The sequence below is a fragment of the Streptomyces sp. NPDC058284 genome (genome assembly GCF_042881135.1).
Classification (GTDB): Bacteria; Actinomycetota; Actinomycetes; order Streptomycetales; family Streptomycetaceae; genus Streptomyces.
Genome location: NZ_JBHVYE010000022.1, coordinates 25,408 through 41,266 on the forward strand (window position 1 = coordinate 25,408; position 15,859 = coordinate 41,266).

Sequence of the window (15,859 nt, forward strand, 5' to 3'; positions counted from 1 at the left end):
TCCACGCTGCCTCACGGGCAGTCTCTGATCTCCCTTCCACGGCTCGGCTGACCCGGCCGAGCTGGGGTGTGCCTTCATGTGGAGCCGGAAGTCCGGCCCCCGGCGGCCGTCCCTCTCCCCGTCTTGTTCTCTCCATGCCGGGCTTGTGCTGCCCGGGTGCGCGCTCGCGCCCCGACGCGGCCTGTGTCCGCCGTGTGGTCGGAGGTTTGCGTGATGTCGTTCAGGACGAGCACCGATGCCCCGCGGGCGCCGCTCTCCACCCGGTTCGCGGGCCGTCTGTCCCGTATGACCTGGGTCGATGTAGTGGTCGCCGCGGCGGTCCTGGTGCTGCTCTATCTCGTGCTGCGGGTCGGACAGGGGACCACGGTCCGCTTCTCCACCGGCCAGAACATCAAGGTCAATACCGATCCGTCGCAGTTGCCCTACGACGCGGCGCGCTCGCTGCTGCGGATGTTCGTGGCGCTCGCCGCATCGACCGTGTTCACCTTCGTGTACGCCTATGCCGCGGCGAAGAGCCGCCGCCTGGAGCGGATTCTGATCCCGGCTCTGGACATCCTCCAGTCGGTGCCGGTGCTGGGCTTCCTGACCGTCGCGGTGACCGGGTTCATCGCCCTGTTCCCCGGCTCCATGCTGGGCCTGGAGTGCGCGTCGATCTTCGCGATCTTCACTTCGCAGGCGTGGAACATGACGTTCGGCTTCTACCACTCCCTCACCTCGCTGCCGCGTGAACTCGACGAGCTGTCACGGTCGTTCCGCTTCACCAAGTGGATGCGGTTCTGGAAGGTCGAGGTGCCGTCCGGGATGATCGGGCTGGTCTGGAACGGCATGATGAGCTTCGGCGGCGGCTGGTTCTTCCTCGTGGCGTCCGAGGCGATCAGCGTCAACAACAAGGACTACGCACTGCCCGGCGTCGGCTCCTACGCCGGAGCCGCCATCACTGACGGCGACCTGGGCAAGGTCGGCTGGGCCATCGTCACCATGGCGGTCATGGTGATCGGCGTGAACTTCCTGTTCTGGCGCCCGCTGACCGCCTGGGCGGAGAAGTTCAAGAACGAGCAGTCCGAAGCCACCGAAGTCCAGAGCTCGGTCGTGCTGAACTTCCTGCGCCGCTCCAACTGGCCACATCTGCTCGGCAGATTGCTGCGCCCGGCCGGCCGCGGACTGAGCCAGGCCGCGCGCGTCTTCGGCACCGACGACCGGCCCCTGAGCGTCGACCCGGCCCGGCAGCGCACCGGCGACATCACCTTCGCCCTCGTCGCGGGCGCACTCATCCTGTGGGGTCTGGTCGACCTCGGCCACTACCTCCACGACCACACCGGACTCGGCGTCTTCGGCGAACCGCTGCTGCTCGGCCTGGTCACCCTCGCCCGCGTCATCGTGCTGGTCGCCGCCGCGACGGCCATCTGGGTCCCGATCGGTGTCAAGATCGGCTTCTCGCCCCGGCTGACCCGCATCGCCCAGCCGGTCATCCAGGTCCTGGCCAGCTTCCCCGCCAACTTCCTCTTCCCGCTGGCGGTCTGGTTCTTCCTGAAGACCGGCCTGTCCATCAATGTCGGCGGCATCCTGCTGATGGCGCTGGGCGCCCAGTGGTACATCCTCTTCAACACCATCGCCGGCGCCATGTCGATCCCGACGGATCTGCGCGAGGCCATGGACGACCTGGGCGTCCACGGCTGGCAGCGATGGAAGCGGCTGATCCTGCCCGGCATCTTCCCCTCCTACGTCACCGGCGGCATCACCGCGTCGGGCGGCGCCTGGAACGCCTCGATCGTCGCCGAGGTCGTCACCTTCGGCGGCACCACGCTGACCGCCACCGGCCTGGGCGCGTACATCGCGAAGGCCACCGCGAGCGGCGACTTCCCACACCTCATCGCCGGAGTGGCGGTGATGAGCCTGTACGTCGTCGGCCTCAACCGCCTGCTGTGGCGCCGCCTGTACCGGCTCGCCGACAGCCGCTACGCCCTCTGAACCACCACAGACTTCCCCCTTCTGGAGACCGTCATGGCACTGAAGACCCTCCGCAAGTTGCGTACCAGCAGCGCCCCCGCGGCCAAGCCGCCGCGCGCCGCCGACGGCGACGTCCTGCTCGAAACCGTCAGCCTCACCAAGACCTACGCGGGCGCAGACGGCGAACTGCCCGTCCTGGCCGGCATCGACCTCAAGGTGCGCGCCGGAGAGGTGGTCGCGCTGCTTGGCAAGTCCGGCTCCGGCAAGTCCACGCTGCTGCGCTGCCTGGCCGGGCTCATCCCGGCCAGCTCCGGCACCATCTCCTACCGCGACCAGCCGCTGACCGGCGCCAACCCCGGCACCGCGATGGTCTTCCAGACCTTCGCGCTGCTGCCCTGGCTGACCGTCCAGCAGAACGTCGAACTCGGCCTGGAGGCCCGCGGCGTACCCGCCGACCAGCGCGCCGAGGCCGCCGTGCAGGCCATCGACCTGATCGGCCTCGACGGCTTCGAGTCCGCCTACCCCAAAGAGCTGTCCGGCGGCATGCGCCAGCGCGTCGGCTTCGCCCGCGCGCTGGTCGTCGAGCCGGACGTCCTGATGATGGACGAGCCCTTCTCCGCCCTCGACGTGCTCACGGCCGAGAATCTGCGCGGCGAGCTGATGGAGCTGTGGGAGTCGGGACAGTTCCCCACCCGCGCCATCGTGCTGGTCACCCACAACATCGAGGAGGCCGTACTGATGGCCGACCGGATCGTCGTCCTCGGCTCCCGCCCCGGCACCATCAAGGAAACCTTCGAGGTCGGCCTCGACCGCCCGCGCGACCGCAACGCGCCCGCCTTCGAGGACCTCATCGACCGCGTCTACCGCGTGATGACCGGCCGGGCCAAGGAGACCCGCACCCCGGGCCGCCCCGACGGCATCGAACTCGACAAGCGCACCGCCGCCAACACCCCGCTGCCCACGGCGAGCGTCGACGGGCTCTCCGGCCTCGCCAAGATGGTCGCCCACCGCGGCGGACGCTGCGACCTGGCCGACCTCGCCGACGACCTCGGCCTGGAGATCGACGACGTACTGCCCCTGGTCGACGCCCTCGAACTACTCGGCTTCGCCAAGATCAGCGACGACGACCTGCTGCTCACCGAGCAGGGCACCGCCTACGCCGGCGCCGACGTCCAGGACTCCAAGACCATCTTCGCCGAGGCCGCTCTCGGCGCATCCCTGGTCCGGATGATCACCACCAGCCTGCGCCAAAGCCCCGACGGCACGCTGCGCGCCGGGTTCTTCCGCGACGTCCTTGCCCACCACTACACCAGCGAGCAGGTCACCCAGCAGCTGGAGACGGCGACGGACTGGGGCCGCTACGCCGAGCTGTACGCCTATGACGCCGACCCGCAGGAGTACCGGCTCGACAACGGCGAGGCTGAAAGCGTGCCGCGGTCCTGAATCCCGCGCGCCGCAGTGCCTGAGTGCTCCACCGTCAGCCGGCGGGCCGGGCTTACGTGGGGAACGCAGCTGAAGATCGTCACCGGTTGCGGCTGCCGATACGACTCGTGAGCGCCATGGCGTGGTGAACAACGTGCCCAGGGCGCGCGCCTGCGGTCGGACCCCGTGGCGACGAAGACCACGAGAGCGGTGTTGGCTCCGGCAACGAGCACGATCGCCGCCGGGTAGTGCCAACGGCGGTCGGCAGCAGGCCCCCTGTCGGAGACCGACACGACCGTGACCGCGGCAGCAAGGATGGTGAGCGCCGCGACGCTCACCGGGTCGTTGAAAGCGAACAATTCCCGCCCGCATTCCGCAGTGCGGTCCTCGGGGTAGCCGGGCCACCAGTCGCGTATTTCCCCGTGGCCCGGGGCCCGGCACCAGCCGGAGAGCCCGTGCCCTCGGCTAGTACTCGGTCGCCGGGCGACGCCGCGCCCGGGCCGCGCGTGCTGCCACGGTCTGCTCCTGAGCGGCGGTCTCCGGCCCGTCCTGCGCGCCGCTCGCACCGGGAGCGGTCCCGGCCGTGGCATTGGCGACCAGCATCGCACCCTCCAGCAGCTCCCGCACCTGCGGGTCGGCGGCCCGGTAGTAGATGCGGGTGCCCTCCCGGCGGGAGGTGACCAGTCCGGCCGCCCGCAGCTTGGCCAGATGCTGGGAGGTCGCCGCGACATGGGCGCCCAGCAGCTCCGCGAGCGCGCTCACCGGCAGCTCGTTCTGGCTCAGGGCCCACAGCAGCCGGTACCGCGACGGGTCGGCCAGCGCCTTGAGTACCCCCACCGCGCGATCGGCACCAGCCGCATCCCATGACGTAACTTGCGCTTCCATGCAAGTATGGTAGCCGTCAGGCCGCGCGCCACGCAGGGGCCGCGCCCCCCCGAAATCGAGGAGAGGCCATAGCGGACCACAATGCCACTCCGCACCCGGACTCGGTGGTCGACTGCGCCCTGTACGAGGACGGACGGCGCCGACCGGGCCTTCTGCCCCTCGACCAGTCGATGGACGCCTGCCACGCCACCCCGGACAGCTTCGCGTGGATCGGCCTGCACGAGCCCACCGAAGACCAGCTCCAGACCGTCGCCCGCGCCTTCGGCCTGCACCCGCTGGCCGTCGAGGACGCCCTCCACGCCCACCAGCGACCCAAGCTCGAACGCTACGACGACACCCTCTTCCTTGTCCTGCGGACCGCTCTCTACGTCGAGCACGAACACCTCACCGCCACCAGCGAGATCGTCGACACCGGCGAGATCGTGGTCTTCGTGGGCGAGGGCTTCATCGTCGTCGTCCGCCACGGTGCCTCCCATCAACTCACCGGCGTCCGCCGCCACCTGGAAAGCACCCGGAACTGCTCGCACATGGCCCCGCCGCCGTGTTGCACGCCATCGCCGACACCGTCGTCGACCAGTACCTCGACGTCGTGACCGCCGTAGAGACGGACGTGGACGAAGCCGAGGGCGGCACCTACGCGCCCCAACAGGCCCACGACATCCACCGGATCTACCAGCTCAAACGCGAACTCCTCGAACTGCGCCGCACGGTGGTCCCGCTCTCCGGGCCGATGCGGGAACTCGCCGGGCGCCGACTGCCAGGGATCGACAAGGACATCGCCACATACCTCCGCGACGTCAGCGACCACCTCACCCAGGCCACCGAACGCATCACCGCACTCGGCGAGGTCACCGACACGGCCCTGTCCCTCGCCCTCACCCAGACCGGCGTCCAGCAGAACTCCGACATGCGCCGCATCAGCGCCATCGCCGCCCTCATCGCCGTACCCATCGGCGTCGTCGGCGTCTACGGCATGAACTTCGACCACATGCCCGAACTCCGCTGGACCTTCGGCTACCCCCTGATCCTCACCGGCACCGTGGTCCTCTGCGCCGTGATCTACCGGGCCTTCCGCCGCAACGGCTGGCTGTAAGCGCCGTAGGCAGCCACGCGACAGCCCGCGAAGACCTCGCCGAGAGACCAGAGAGCGAGGGCAAGCATGCACAAGCGCAGGCGCTCGACTTGGTAGACGGTTGAAAGGGAAGCAGAAGAGCCGGCCTCTGCCGCGCAACAGGTCTCGGATGCCCGGTGCACGTCGAGCCGTTCCCAGACCTGGAGCCGCTCCTGACTAGACCTGGATGCGGACGGTGGTGCCGGAATCCTGCGCCACCCGCACACCAGCCACGCGGCGCCGCGCCGCTCCCGCCCCCGTACGTCCGCCGTGGCTTCCCCCCCCCCGCTTGCCGTGTGCGGTGCCGCTGGACCGTCCGGCATGGCATCCGGCGTGCGGTCGCGGGAGCCGCTGTGCCCATGCGGTGGACCGCGGTCAGCAACGAGCGCCGGGCATGGCAGTCTTGGGGCATGGCCGTGCAGATCAACCCCAGCATCCTGTCCGCGGACTTCTCCCGCCTCGCCGAGGAGGCACGGGCGGTCGAAGGCGCCGACTGGCTCCATGTCGATGTGATGGACAACCACTTCGTCCCCAACCTCACCCTCGGGGTGCCGGTCGTAGAGTCGCTCGCCCGCGCGACGGACACGCCTCTGGACTGCCACCTGATGATCGAGGACCCCGATCGCTGGGCCCCGCAGTACGTCGAGGCGGGCGCCGGATCGGTCACCTTCCACGCGGAGGCCGCCGCCGCTCCCGTCCGTCTCGCGCGCGAGATCCGCGCCAAGGGCGCCCGCGCCTCCATGGCGCTGAAGCCTGCGACGCCCATCGAGCCGTACGAGGACCTGCTCCCCGAGCTCGACATGCTGTTGATCATGACGGTCGAGCCGGGCTTCGGCGGCCAGGCGTTCCTGGACATCATGCTGCCCAAGATCCGCCGCACCCGTGACCTGATCGGCAAGCACGGCCTGGAGATGTGGTTGCAGGTCGACGGCGGTGTCTCGGCCGAGACCATCGAGCGCTGCGCCGAGGCGGGCGCCGACGTGTTCGTCGCGGGCTCCGCCGTCTACGGCGCCAAGGATCCGGCGGACGCGGTACGTTCATTGCGCACCCAAGCCGAGGCAAAGACCGCGTCAAGCGCATGGGCGTGCGGCCACTGAGCCACGGGAACGTGAACGCAGTCCCTCAGGGCTGATCGACCAGGCCGGATCTGCAAGGATGAGCGGCGTACCCAGTTTGTGAACAGCAGTGAGGAGAGCGCCGTGTCGGCCATGTCGGCGGGTCGGTCAGCCATGCGGATGGGACCCGCGGAGCTGGTGCAGGCGGCGGCCATGGCCCGCCGCTTCTACCTCGAGGGCAAGTCCAAGATCCAGATCGCCGAGGAGTTCGGCGTCAGCCGCTTCAAGGTGGCCCGGGTCCTTGAGACCGCCCTGGAGCGGGATCTCGTGCGCATCGAGATCAGGGTGCCCGCAGAGCTGGACGCGGAGCGCTCGGACGCGCTGCGCGCCCGCTACGGGCTGCGGCACGCCGTCGTCGTGGAGTCGCCGGCGCCCGCCGACGAGATCGACGAGTCGCCCGACCCCGAGAACCTCGGCGAGGTCGCGGCGGACCTGCTCGGCGAGCTGGTCGACGAGGGCGATGTCCTCGGCCTCGCCTGGGGCCGCTCCACCATCCACATGGCGGCCGCCCTCGCGCAGCTGCCGCCGTGCACCGTCGTGCAGCTCACGGGGGTGTACGACGCCGGGACCGCCGAGCGCGGTTCGGTCGAGGCCGTCCGCCGCGCCGCCCAGGTGTCCGGCGGCGAGGCCCACCCCATCTACGCGCCGATGCTGCTCCCCGACCCCGCGACCGCGGCGGCGCTGCGCAACCAGACGGGCATCGCCCGCGCTTTCGAGTACTTCGACAAGGTCACGGTCGCCTGCGTCTCCATCGGCTCCTGGGAGCCGGGCATCTCCACCGTCCACGACATGCTCAGCGACGAGGAGCGGGCGCATTACGCCTCGCTGGGAGTCGCCGCGGAGATGTCCGCCCATCTGTTCGACGCCGAGGGGCGCCGGGTGGGTCGGGATCTCGGGGAGCGGTGCATCACCGTCGAAGCGGACCGGCTTCGCCGGATTCCCGAGGTGGTCGCCATCGCCGGCGGGCAGCGCAAGGCCGCCGCGATCGACGCGGTGCTCCGGTCGGGGCTCGTCACCAGTCTGGTGACGGACACGGCTGCGGCTGATCAGCTTCTTGTCGCGGGGGCGGCGCCGCGGCCCGCGCTGAACCGGGCGGACCCGGACGGCAGCTGAGAGCCTGGGGGCGTGGGGGCCGATCGCGCCCACGCGGCGGAGCCGCACATGTCGCGGAGCCGCACACGTCGCGGAGCCGCACACGTCGTTGTCCCGCGCGCCCGAAGGGTTGCCATGGCAGGGTCTGATCCATGCTGAACCGGTTCGTTCCCCGCGCGCTGGGGGTGTTGCTGCTCTGTCTCGCGGTCCTGGTGGCCGGGTGCTCCTCGGGCGGCACCGGAGGAGACGCCCCCGACTGGGCCCACGGCATGGCCACCGTCCAGGTCGGCCGGCTGCCCGCCGAGGCCCGGCGCACGCTGGAGCGCATCGATGACGGGGGGCCCTTCCCGTACGGGAAGGACGGCGCCGTCTTCGGGAACTTCGAGCGGGAACTCCCGCGGCGCGCACGCGGCTACTACCACGAGTACACCGTCCGCACGCCGGGTGAGCGCGACCGCGGGGCGCGCCGCATCGTCACCGGGAGCGGCGGCGAGATCTACTACACCGATGACCACTACGCGTCCTTCAAGGCGGTGCTGAGGTAATGCCCGGCGGTACTGACAGCGCATCTGATCCGCTCGCGCCCGTGCTCGACGCCGCACGCGGCGCCGGCTGGACCACCGCGACGCTCTCCCTGGCAGGCGTGACGGACAAGGCCGCCTTCATGGAGCGCTGCGCCCGCGGCCTCGGCCTGCCCGACTGGTTCGGGCGCAACTGGGACGCCCTCGCCGACTGCCTCACCGACCTCTCGTGGGCACCCCGCGCGAACGGACGGCTGCTCGTCGTCTCCGGCTGGCAGGAGTACGCACGGGGGGCGCCGGGGGAGTGGCGGATCGCGCAGGAAGTGTTCTCGGCGGCCGTCGAGCACTGGCGGGGGGCAGAGACCGGTCTGGAGATCGTCCTCGCGCTCGGCCCCGCCCCGGCCGGTCCGGGACACCCCGGCACGGAGCGTCGCGAGGCGTGAACCGTTCGTTCCGTTTCCGGGTGCGTTTGGACGATCCGACCATCGCCCCCGTCGCCCGCCTGGGTGATCGTCCCAGGCGGCACAACCCCGGTGGCATGGGAGAATGAAGTACGTGCTTTTCCCTCGGGCTAACTGTCCGGGGGCCACCTCTGATCGACTGGGATGAGCAGCACGTGCGCTTCCTCAATGACATCCAGCCTGCGTACGACCTGACGTACGACGACGTCTTCATGGTCCCGAGGCGCTCCGCCGTCGGCTCCCGCCAGGGCGTCGACCTGGCCTCGCCCGACGGCACCGGCACCACGATCCCGCTGGTCGTCGCCAACATGACCGCGATCGCCGGCCGCCGCATGGCCGAGACCGTCGCCCGCAGGGGCGGCATCGTCGTCATCCCCCAGGACATCCCGATCGAGGTCGTCACCGACGTCGTCTCCTGGGTCAAGACGCGCCACCACGTCCTGGACACCCCGATCGTGCTGGCCCCCACGCAGACCGTCGCCGACGCGCTCGCGCTGCTGCCCAAGCGCGCGCACAACGCGGGCGTCGTCGTCGACGACGACCAGAAGCCCATCGGCGTCGTCACGGACACCGACCTGAGCGGCGTCGACCGCTTCACGCAGCTCTCCGAGGTCATGTCCAGGGACCTGGTGCTCCTGGACGCCGACATCGACCCGCGCGACGCGTTCAACAAGCTGGACGGCGCCAACCGCAGGTACGCCCCCGCCGTGGACAAGGACGGCCGCCTCGCGGGCATCCTCACCCGCACGGGCGCCCTGCGCGCGACGCTCTACACCCCGGCCGTCGACGCCAACGGCGGCCTGCGCATCGCCGCCGCCGTCGGCATCAACGGCGACGTGGCGGGCAAGGCCAAGCAGCTCCTCGACGCGGGCGTCGACACGCTCGTCGTGGACACCGCGCACGGCCACCAGGAGTCGATGATCGCCGCGGTCAAGGCCGTGCGCGGCCTGGACCCGCGGGTGCCGATCGTCGCGGGCAACATCGTCGCCGCCGAGGGTGTGCGCGACCTCATCGAGGCCGGCGCGGACATCATCAAGGTGGGTGTCGGTCCCGGTGCCATGTGCACCACGCGCATGATGACCGGCGTCGGCCGCCCGCAGTTCTCCGCGGTGCTCGAATGCGCCACCGAGGCCGCGAAGTTCGGCAAGCACGTCTGGGCCGACGGCGGTGTCCGTCACCCGCGCGACGTCGCCATGGCGCTGGCCGCCGGCGCGTCGAACGTCATGATCGGTTCTTGGTTCGCGGGTACGTACGAGTCCCCGGGCGACCTCCAGCAGGACGCCGACGGCCGCCTGTACAAGGAGTCGTTCGGCATGGCGTCGGCGCGTGCGGTGCGCAACCGCACCAGCGAGGAGTCGGCGTACGACCGCGCCCGCAAGGCGCTCTTCGAGGAGGGCATCTCCACCTCGCGGATGTTCCTCGACCCGATCCGGCCGGGCGTCGAGGACCTGATCGACTCGATCATCGCGGGCGTCCGCTCCTCCTGCACGTACGCGGGCGCGGCCTCCCTCGCGGAGTTCGCGGAGCGGGCCACGATCGGCGTCCAGAGTGCCGCGGGCTACGCGGAGGGCAAGCCGCTGCACGCCAGCTGGAGCTAGAGGCTCCCGCGTGGGGGTGCGGGGTTGTCGTGGCCCGGCGTGCCCGCGTGGTGGGGCCGTTCGTGTCGCTGTCCCGTGCCCCTGACGGTGGGTGGCCCCGCCGTCAGGGCTGCACCCCCGCCGTGTGCGGGCAAGCGCTGGGCGGAGGTGCCGTTTTCGCTGTGCGTTCGTCGTGGCTGGGCGCGCAGTTCCCCGCGCCCCTGAGGGGGCGTCCCGCCCCCTCAGCCCCGCACCGCCGCCACATACGCGTCGAGTGCCGGGCGGGGCTCCCTGCCCAGCAGGGTTCGCAGTGCGCTGCGGTCCTCGATGCCCGTGCCGTCCAGGAAGCCGGCTGCGATCGCTGAGTACGTGCTCAGGAGCATCGGGACCTGGAAGGGCAGGGCCTGGCCCGCCGTGGTGATCGCCTCGCGGGTCGCGGCGAGTGCGGCGGGCTCGTAGGAGGAACCTGTCGCGGCGGCCAACTCGGCGCCGCTCAGGGCTTGTTCGCCGACCAGCTCGTAGGTGCGGCCCGCGTGGGCGGCGGGGTCCTTCGCCACCCGTACCGCGACGTCGGCCAGGTCAGCGCGCGCCACGGCGGCGAGGCGGCCCGTCCCGAGCGGCGCGGCGATGGTCCCGTCGGGGCCCGGCGCTGCGACGGCGGCGAGGAACTCCGCGTACAGGCCGTTGCGCAGCACCGTCCAGTCGAGCGTGGAGCGGCGCAGCCTGCGCTCGGTCCAGCGGTGGGCGAGCGCGTACGTCAGATGGTCGCCGTCGCCGCTGAGGCTGGTGTAGACGAGGTGGCGCACCCCGCTCTTCTCGGCGGCGGATATCGCGGCCTCGTGGCGGGCCACGACGACGTCGTCCTCGGCGGCCCCGGCGGAGATAACCAGCAGCGTGTCGACGCCGGTGAAGTCCAGGGACGACGGGTCGTCGAAGTCGACGCGGCGCCCGCCGGGAGCGGGGCGGCGGGAGCCGATGACGACGTCGTCGTGGCCGGCGAGCCGGTCGGTGACGAGCGTGCCGAGTGCGCCCGTGGCGCCGGTGATCATGAGCATGGGATTCCCCCTGGTGAGCGGTGCCGGTCGGTGACCGGCTGCGCACTACTCTGATCCACGGCGCGCGGCCGCATAAGGAGGCACTCTCATGTCAGCAGGGCACACGGTGGTAACCACCCCACCGGCTTCCGCGGCGGACCCGGACACCGAGCCGGTGATCCGCTGCGACACTCCGCAGGACGAGTGCGGGGTGCGGGACGTCCTCGACCGGCTCGGCGACAAGTGGTCCGTGTACGTCGTGGTCGAACTGGCCTCGGGCGTCCTCAGGTTCAAGGAGTTGCAGCGCCGGATCCACGGCGACATCTCGCAGCGCATGCTCACCCTCACCGTGCGCCGCCTGGAGCGTGACGGCCTGGTCAAGCGCACGGTGTACCCGACGATCCCGCCGCAGGTGGAGTACGAGCTCACCGATCTCGGCCACAGCCTCACCCACCTCGTGAAGGCCCTCGCCGACTGGTCCATCGACCATCGCCCGGCCATCGCGGCCGCCCGCGAGCGCTACGACGCGGCCACGTCGGGCGTGGGGTAGGGGAACTTGACGCCGACCCCGCCGTCCACGACGAGCGTCTGCCCGGTGACGTAGGAGGAGAGCGGCGAGGCGAAGAAGAGCAGGGCGGACGCGATGTCCGAGGTCTCGGCGACCCGGCCGAGCGGCGCGTTGCGGGCGTTCCGCTCGCGGCCCTCCTCGCCGATCAGGCCCGCCACGCGCGGGGTCCACACCACGCCCGGTGCCACCGCGTTCACGCGTACCCCGCGCGGCCCGTACTCCACCGCCGCCGAGCGGACCAGGGAGATCAGGCCCGCCTTGGCCGCGCCGTACGCGGCGTGCCGGGGCGCCGCCGTCAGGCCCGACACCGACGCGACGAAGACCAGCGGGCCGCCGCCCGCCGCCGCGAGCGCCTCGCCGCCGTACTGGACGGCGAACCAGGCGTGCCGCAGGACCAGGGAGAAGTGCCAGTCCCAGGACTCGTCGGTGAGCCGCTCCAGGCTCTCGTAGCGGGCCATGCCCACGATGTCGACGATGCCGCCGATCCGCCCGAACTCTCCTTCCGCGTCGGCGAAGAGCTCGCGCACCGCTTCGCGCCGCGTGACGTCCGCGACGTACGCGAGGCCGCCCGTCTCGGCGGCGACGGCCTCCGCGCGGTTCTTGTCGAGGTCCACGCAGAGCACCCGTGCGCCCGCCGCAGTGAGGGCGTGCGCGCTCTGGCGGCCGATGCCGTTGCCCGCGCCGAGCACGACGAAGGCGCGGCCGTCCAGGCGGTGCAGGGCCGCGTAGTCGGGGACGGGGGAGGTGTCGAGGGGCTCGCTCACGGCGCCGCCCGCCGGGGCCGGTACGCCGCCAGTTCCGGGATGACTTCCTTGCCGAGGATCTCGATGGTGCGCAGGATCTCGCGGTGCTCCAGGTAGCCCCACTGGACGTAGCAGATGAGCTGGTCGATGCCGAGGTCGGCGTAGCGCTTGGCCTTGCGGACCACCGTCTCCGCGTCACCGATCAGGATCATGTCACCGTCGTCGAACTCCCTTACGGGGACGGTGCCTTCGATGATCGGGGTGAGCAGCGGGAACGCCGCCCCGCGCTCCTCGGGCGTCAGATGCGGCAGCTCCCAGTCCAGCGTGAACCGGGCGAGATTGCGGTACCACCAGGCGACCGAGGACCAGACCCGCCGCGAGGGCCGGTCCGCGACATGGACCAGCGTGTACGCGCTGACGCGGTCCGTGGTGACGTCCGTGAGCGGAGTGGGCGTGCGGGCGGCGGCGCGGTAGGCGGCGACCTGCCGGGCCATCGCCTCAAGGGGCTGCATGATCGAGAAGGAGAGCAGTCCGAGACCGGCGGCGCCCGCCACCTCCGCCGAACCGGGGGAGGTCGCCGCCATCCAGCACGGCGGGTGGGGGTCCTGGACGGGCTTCGGCGTGACCATGCGGCGCGGGAAGGTGAAGCGCTCCGAGGCGTAGCTGAAATACTCCTCGCGCCACATCCCGGTGACGATCTCGATCGCCTCGCGCCAGTCCGCCCGCGACTGCTCGCGGTCGACGCCGAAGGCCGTCTGCTCCATGGGCGTCGAGCGCCCCGTCCCCCACTCCACCCGGCCCCCCGAGAGCACGTCCACGGCCGCCACCTTCTCGGCGATCCGCTGCGGGGGAGTGAAGCCGAAGGGGGTGAGGGTGACGCCGAAGCCCAGGCGGATCCGCTCGGTCAAGGCCGCGAGGTGGCCGAGCAGGACCTCGGGCGCAGGGCAGTGCGAGCGGCCCTCGCGGAAGTGGTGCTCGACCGCCCAGACGGTACGGAAGCCGACCCGGTCCGCGAGCCGGATCTGCTCCACGGCCTCGCGGTAGGCGCGCTGCTCGGCGGCGCGCTGGCCGTGCGGATGGGGTCCGTCCCAGGGCTTCGGTACGTCGATCTCGTACAGCACATCGAGGTCCATGGCCTGTGCCTCCCTCTCGACCGGGGTGCACGATGAGGGAGATCTGACGAAGTGTCAACCGCCGGCCGGAAGGCTCGTCACGCAACGGACGAAACGGACGGCGCAATGAAGAGGCGTATATGCCGTAAGTGCGCAATGATCAACTGTCCATACGCAAGGTTGCTGCATTACGGTCGGGAAGGCGTGGACTTTAGAGTCTGCGCTGTACGTGGTGTGGCGGGGACTGCCTGCTCGGTGGTTCCCGTCCCTAGCGCGGGTGCCATGAGTCCTCGCCGCCCTGACCGGCAGCGATGAAGGAGCCAGCGCGTGCTCGAACAAGGCGCACCCCCGCAGAACCGCCCCAGTCCCCCGGGCAGCCCTGGCCTCGGCAGCCGCCTGATGCGGCGCAAGCCGGTCGAAAGCCTGGTCGCGGAGGGTGGCCAGGGTGAGGGTGGCTCGCTTCGGCGCTCCCTCGGAATGTGGCAGCTGACCATGATCAGCATCGGTGCCACGCTCGGCACCGGCATCTTCGTCGTCCTCGGCGCGAGCGTCCCCAAGGCCGGACCCGCCGTCACGGTCTCCTTCGTGCTCGCCGGCCTCACCGCCCTGTTCTCCGCGCTCTCCTACGCCGAGCTGGCCGGCTCCATCCCGGTCGCCGGATCCTCGTACTCGTACGCGTACGCAACGATGGGTGAACTCGTCGCCTGGGTCTGCGGCTGGTGTCTGGTCCTGGAGTACGGCGTCTCGGTCGCCGCGGTCGCGGTCGGCTGGGGCGAGTACCTCAACGAGCTGCTCGACGGGACCATCGGCGTCACCATCCCCGACGCGCTCTCCGCGGCGCCCGGCGAGGTCGACGGCGCCATCATCAACCTGCCGGGCCTCGTCGTCGTGCTGCTCGCGATGGTCTTCCTGCTCGGCGGCGCCAAGGAGTCGGCGCGCGCCAACACGATCATGGTCATCGTGAAGATCGTCGCACTCGCGCTCTTCTGCGCCATCGGCTTCATGGGCTTCAAGTCCGGCAACTACTCGGACTTCATGCCGCTCGGCACGGCAGGCGTCAGCGCCGCCGCCGCGAGCCTCTTCTTCTCCTACATCGGCTTCGACGCCGCCTCCACCGCGGGTGAGGAAGCGAAGAACCCGCAGCGCGACCTGCCCCGGGCGATCATGCTCTCGCTGGTCATCGTCACCGCGCTCTACGTCCTGGTCGCGGCCGTCGCCGTCGGCGCCTGGAACTGGAAGGACTTCGAGGGCTCCGAGGCCACGCTCGCCGCGATCATGAACGACGTCACCGGACAGACCATGTGGGGCACGATCCTCGCCGCCGGCGCCGTCATCTCCATCGCCTCCGTCGTCCTGACCGTCCTCTACGGCCAGACCCGCGTCCTGTTCGCCATGTCCCGCGACGGCCTGGTCCCCAAGGCGTTCGGCAGGGTCAGCGGGAAGACCGGCACGCCCCGCGTGAACACGGTCATCGTCTCGCTGTTCTGCGGCGCGCTGGCCTCCGTCATCCCGCTCGGCAAGCTCGTCGACGCCACCAGCATCGGCACGCTCTTCGCCTTCGGCCTGGTCAACATCGCCGTGATCGTGCTGCGCCGCACCCGCCCCGACATGCCGCGCACCTTCCGGGTGCCGCTCGGCTGGCTCTTCCCGGTGCTCGGCTTCGGGTTCTGCGCGTACAACATGTTCAGCCTCGACTCCATCACCTGGGTCGTGTTCGGTGTCTGGATGGCCGTCGGCCTCGTGTTCTACTTCCTGTACGGCGTGAGCCGCTCCCGATTGGCCACAGCAGAGAAGTGATCCACCCCCCGTGCGACTGAACGATCTCGACGAACGCATCGTGCACGCCCTCGCCGAGGACGCCCGCCGTTCCTACGCCGACATCGGCCAGCTGGTCGGACTCTCCGCGCCCGCCGTGAAGCGGCGCGTGGACCGGCTGCGGGCCACCGGAGCGATCACCGGGTTCACCGTGCGGGTGGATCCGGCGGCGCTCGGCTGGGAGACCGAGGGGTTCATCGAGATCTACTGTCGCAGGAACACCTCGCCCGAGGCGATCCAGCGGGGGCTGGAGCGGTATCCGGAGATCTCGTCCGCGTCCACCGTGACGGGGGACGCGGACGCGATCGTGCAGGTCTTCGCCGCCGATATGCGGCACTTCGAGCGGGTGCTCGAACGGATCGCGGGGGAGCCGTTCGTCGAGCGGACGAAGTCCGTGCTCGTGCTCTCGCCCCTGATGCGGCGCTATTCGTCGGGCTCGCCCGCGTAGCGTCCCGG

At 70.8% G+C, this 15,859-nt stretch carries 14 protein-coding genes and 1 pseudogene; 11 read left to right on the forward strand and 4 right to left on the reverse strand.

Going from position 1 to position 15,859, the window contains the following annotated elements:
- Nucleotides 1-213: 213 nt before the first annotated feature.
- Nucleotides 214-1,968: an ABC transporter permease gene (locus ACFVYR_RS26965; RefSeq protein ID WP_384257972.1), complete on the forward strand. Its 1,755-nt coding sequence runs from the start codon at nucleotides 214-216 to the stop codon at nucleotides 1,966-1,968.
- Nucleotides 1,969-2,001: 33 nt separating this feature from the next.
- A complete protein-coding gene (locus tag ACFVYR_RS26970) occupies nucleotides 2,002-3,390 on the forward strand; it encodes a nitrate/sulfonate/bicarbonate ABC transporter ATP-binding protein (protein ID WP_384257974.1) in 1,389 nt (462 codons plus the stop codon).
- A 444-nt stretch (nucleotides 3,391-3,834) separates the two neighbouring features.
- Here the strand turns inward: ACFVYR_RS26970 and ACFVYR_RS26975 are convergent, their stop codons facing one another.
- Nucleotides 3,835-4,254, reverse strand: coding sequence for an ArsR/SmtB family transcription factor (locus ACFVYR_RS26975; protein WP_384257977.1), 420 nt, complete (start codon nucleotides 4,252-4,254; stop codon nucleotides 3,835-3,837).
- A gap of 68 nt (nucleotides 4,255-4,322) precedes the next feature.
- On the opposite strand from ACFVYR_RS26975, the pseudogene ACFVYR_RS26980 reads away from it, so the two are divergent.
- From ACFVYR_RS26980 to ACFVYR_RS27005, 6 genes and pseudogenes are all read left to right on the forward strand, one after another.
- Nucleotides 4,323-5,347 (forward strand): annotated as a pseudogene (locus tag ACFVYR_RS26980) (magnesium and cobalt transport protein CorA).
- 428 nt (nucleotides 5,348-5,775) lie between these two features.
- Nucleotides 5,776-6,462, forward strand: a complete 687-nt coding sequence (gene rpe / locus ACFVYR_RS26985) for a ribulose-phosphate 3-epimerase (RefSeq protein WP_384257979.1) — start codon at nucleotides 5,776-5,778, stop codon at nucleotides 6,460-6,462.
- 78 nt (nucleotides 6,463-6,540) lie between these two features.
- Complete coding sequence (locus tag ACFVYR_RS26990) at nucleotides 6,541-7,593, forward strand: sugar-binding transcriptional regulator (RefSeq protein WP_384257981.1); 1,053 nt, start codon at nucleotides 6,541-6,543, stop codon at nucleotides 7,591-7,593.
- 131 nt (nucleotides 7,594-7,724) lie between these two features.
- Nucleotides 7,725-8,117, forward strand: a complete 393-nt coding sequence (locus tag ACFVYR_RS26995; protein WP_384257984.1) for a ribonuclease domain-containing protein — start codon at nucleotides 7,725-7,727, stop codon at nucleotides 8,115-8,117.
- 41 nt (nucleotides 8,118-8,158) lie between these two features.
- Nucleotides 8,159-8,536: a barstar family protein gene (locus tag ACFVYR_RS27000; RefSeq protein ID WP_384257986.1), complete on the forward strand. Its 378-nt coding sequence runs from the start codon at nucleotides 8,159-8,161 to the stop codon at nucleotides 8,534-8,536.
- 173 nt (nucleotides 8,537-8,709) lie between these two features.
- A complete protein-coding gene (locus tag ACFVYR_RS27005) occupies nucleotides 8,710-10,152 on the forward strand; it encodes a GuaB1 family IMP dehydrogenase-related protein (RefSeq protein ID WP_384257988.1) in 1,443 nt (480 codons plus the stop codon).
- 221 nt (nucleotides 10,153-10,373) lie between these two features.
- On the opposite strand, the gene ACFVYR_RS27010 is transcribed toward ACFVYR_RS27005, so the two are convergent.
- On the reverse strand, nucleotides 10,374-11,186 hold the full coding sequence (locus ACFVYR_RS27010) for an NAD(P)H-binding protein (RefSeq protein WP_384257991.1): 813 nt from the start codon (nucleotides 11,184-11,186) through the stop codon (nucleotides 10,374-10,376).
- 88 nt (nucleotides 11,187-11,274) lie between these two features.
- On the opposite strand from ACFVYR_RS27010, the gene ACFVYR_RS27015 reads away from it, so the two are divergent.
- Nucleotides 11,275-11,715, forward strand: coding sequence for a winged helix-turn-helix transcriptional regulator (locus ACFVYR_RS27015; protein WP_384257993.1), 441 nt, complete (start codon nucleotides 11,275-11,277; stop codon nucleotides 11,713-11,715).
- Here ACFVYR_RS27015 and ACFVYR_RS27020 read toward each other — a convergent pair.
- Both ACFVYR_RS27020 and ACFVYR_RS27025 read right to left on the reverse strand, forming a co-directional pair.
- Complete coding sequence (locus ACFVYR_RS27020) at nucleotides 11,685-12,497, reverse strand: SDR family NAD(P)-dependent oxidoreductase (protein WP_384257995.1); 813 nt, start codon at nucleotides 12,495-12,497, stop codon at nucleotides 11,685-11,687. The genes ACFVYR_RS27015 and ACFVYR_RS27020 overlap by 31 nt on opposite strands.
- Nucleotides 12,494-13,609, reverse strand: a complete 1,116-nt coding sequence (locus ACFVYR_RS27025) for an LLM class flavin-dependent oxidoreductase (RefSeq protein WP_384257998.1) — start codon at nucleotides 13,607-13,609, stop codon at nucleotides 12,494-12,496. Before ACFVYR_RS27025 ends, ACFVYR_RS27020 begins: the two co-directional genes overlap by 4 nt.
- A gap of 306 nt (nucleotides 13,610-13,915) precedes the next feature.
- Here ACFVYR_RS27025 and ACFVYR_RS27030 point away from each other — a divergent pair, with 306 nt between their 5' ends.
- Both ACFVYR_RS27030 and ACFVYR_RS27035 read left to right on the forward strand, forming a co-directional pair.
- Nucleotides 13,916-15,385: an amino acid permease gene (locus ACFVYR_RS27030; protein WP_384258000.1), complete on the forward strand. Its 1,470-nt coding sequence runs from the start codon at nucleotides 13,916-13,918 to the stop codon at nucleotides 15,383-15,385.
- A gap of 10 nt (nucleotides 15,386-15,395) precedes the next feature.
- On the forward strand, nucleotides 15,396-15,851 hold the full coding sequence (locus ACFVYR_RS27035) for an Lrp/AsnC family transcriptional regulator (protein ID WP_384258003.1): 456 nt from the start codon (nucleotides 15,396-15,398) through the stop codon (nucleotides 15,849-15,851).
- Nucleotides 15,852-15,859: the final 8 nt, after the last annotated feature.

Bases quoted from the DNA above. Each gene is read 5' to 3' on its own strand.
- ACFVYR_RS26965 (WP_384257972.1), top strand. From the start codon at position 214: ATGTCGTTCAGGACGAGCACCGATGCCCCGCGGGCGCCGCTCTCCACC.
- ACFVYR_RS26970 (WP_384257974.1), top strand. From the start codon at position 2,002: ATGGCACTGAAGACCCTCCGCAAGTTGCGTACCAGCAGCGCCCCCGCG.
- ACFVYR_RS26975 (WP_384257977.1), bottom strand. From the start codon at position 4,254: ATGGAAGCGCAAGTTACGTCATGGGATGCGGCTGGTGCCGATCGCGCG.
- rpe (WP_384257979.1), top strand. From the start codon at position 5,776: ATGGCCGTGCAGATCAACCCCAGCATCCTGTCCGCGGACTTCTCCCGC.
- ACFVYR_RS26995 (WP_384257984.1), top strand. From the start codon at position 7,725: ATGCTGAACCGGTTCGTTCCCCGCGCGCTGGGGGTGTTGCTGCTCTGT.
- ACFVYR_RS27010 (WP_384257991.1), bottom strand. From the start codon at position 11,186: ATGCTCATGATCACCGGCGCCACGGGCGCACTCGGCACGCTCGTCACC.
- ACFVYR_RS27015 (WP_384257993.1), top strand. From the start codon at position 11,275: ATGTCAGCAGGGCACACGGTGGTAACCACCCCACCGGCTTCCGCGGCG.
- ACFVYR_RS27025 (WP_384257998.1), bottom strand. From the start codon at position 13,609: ATGGACCTCGATGTGCTGTACGAGATCGACGTACCGAAGCCCTGGGAC.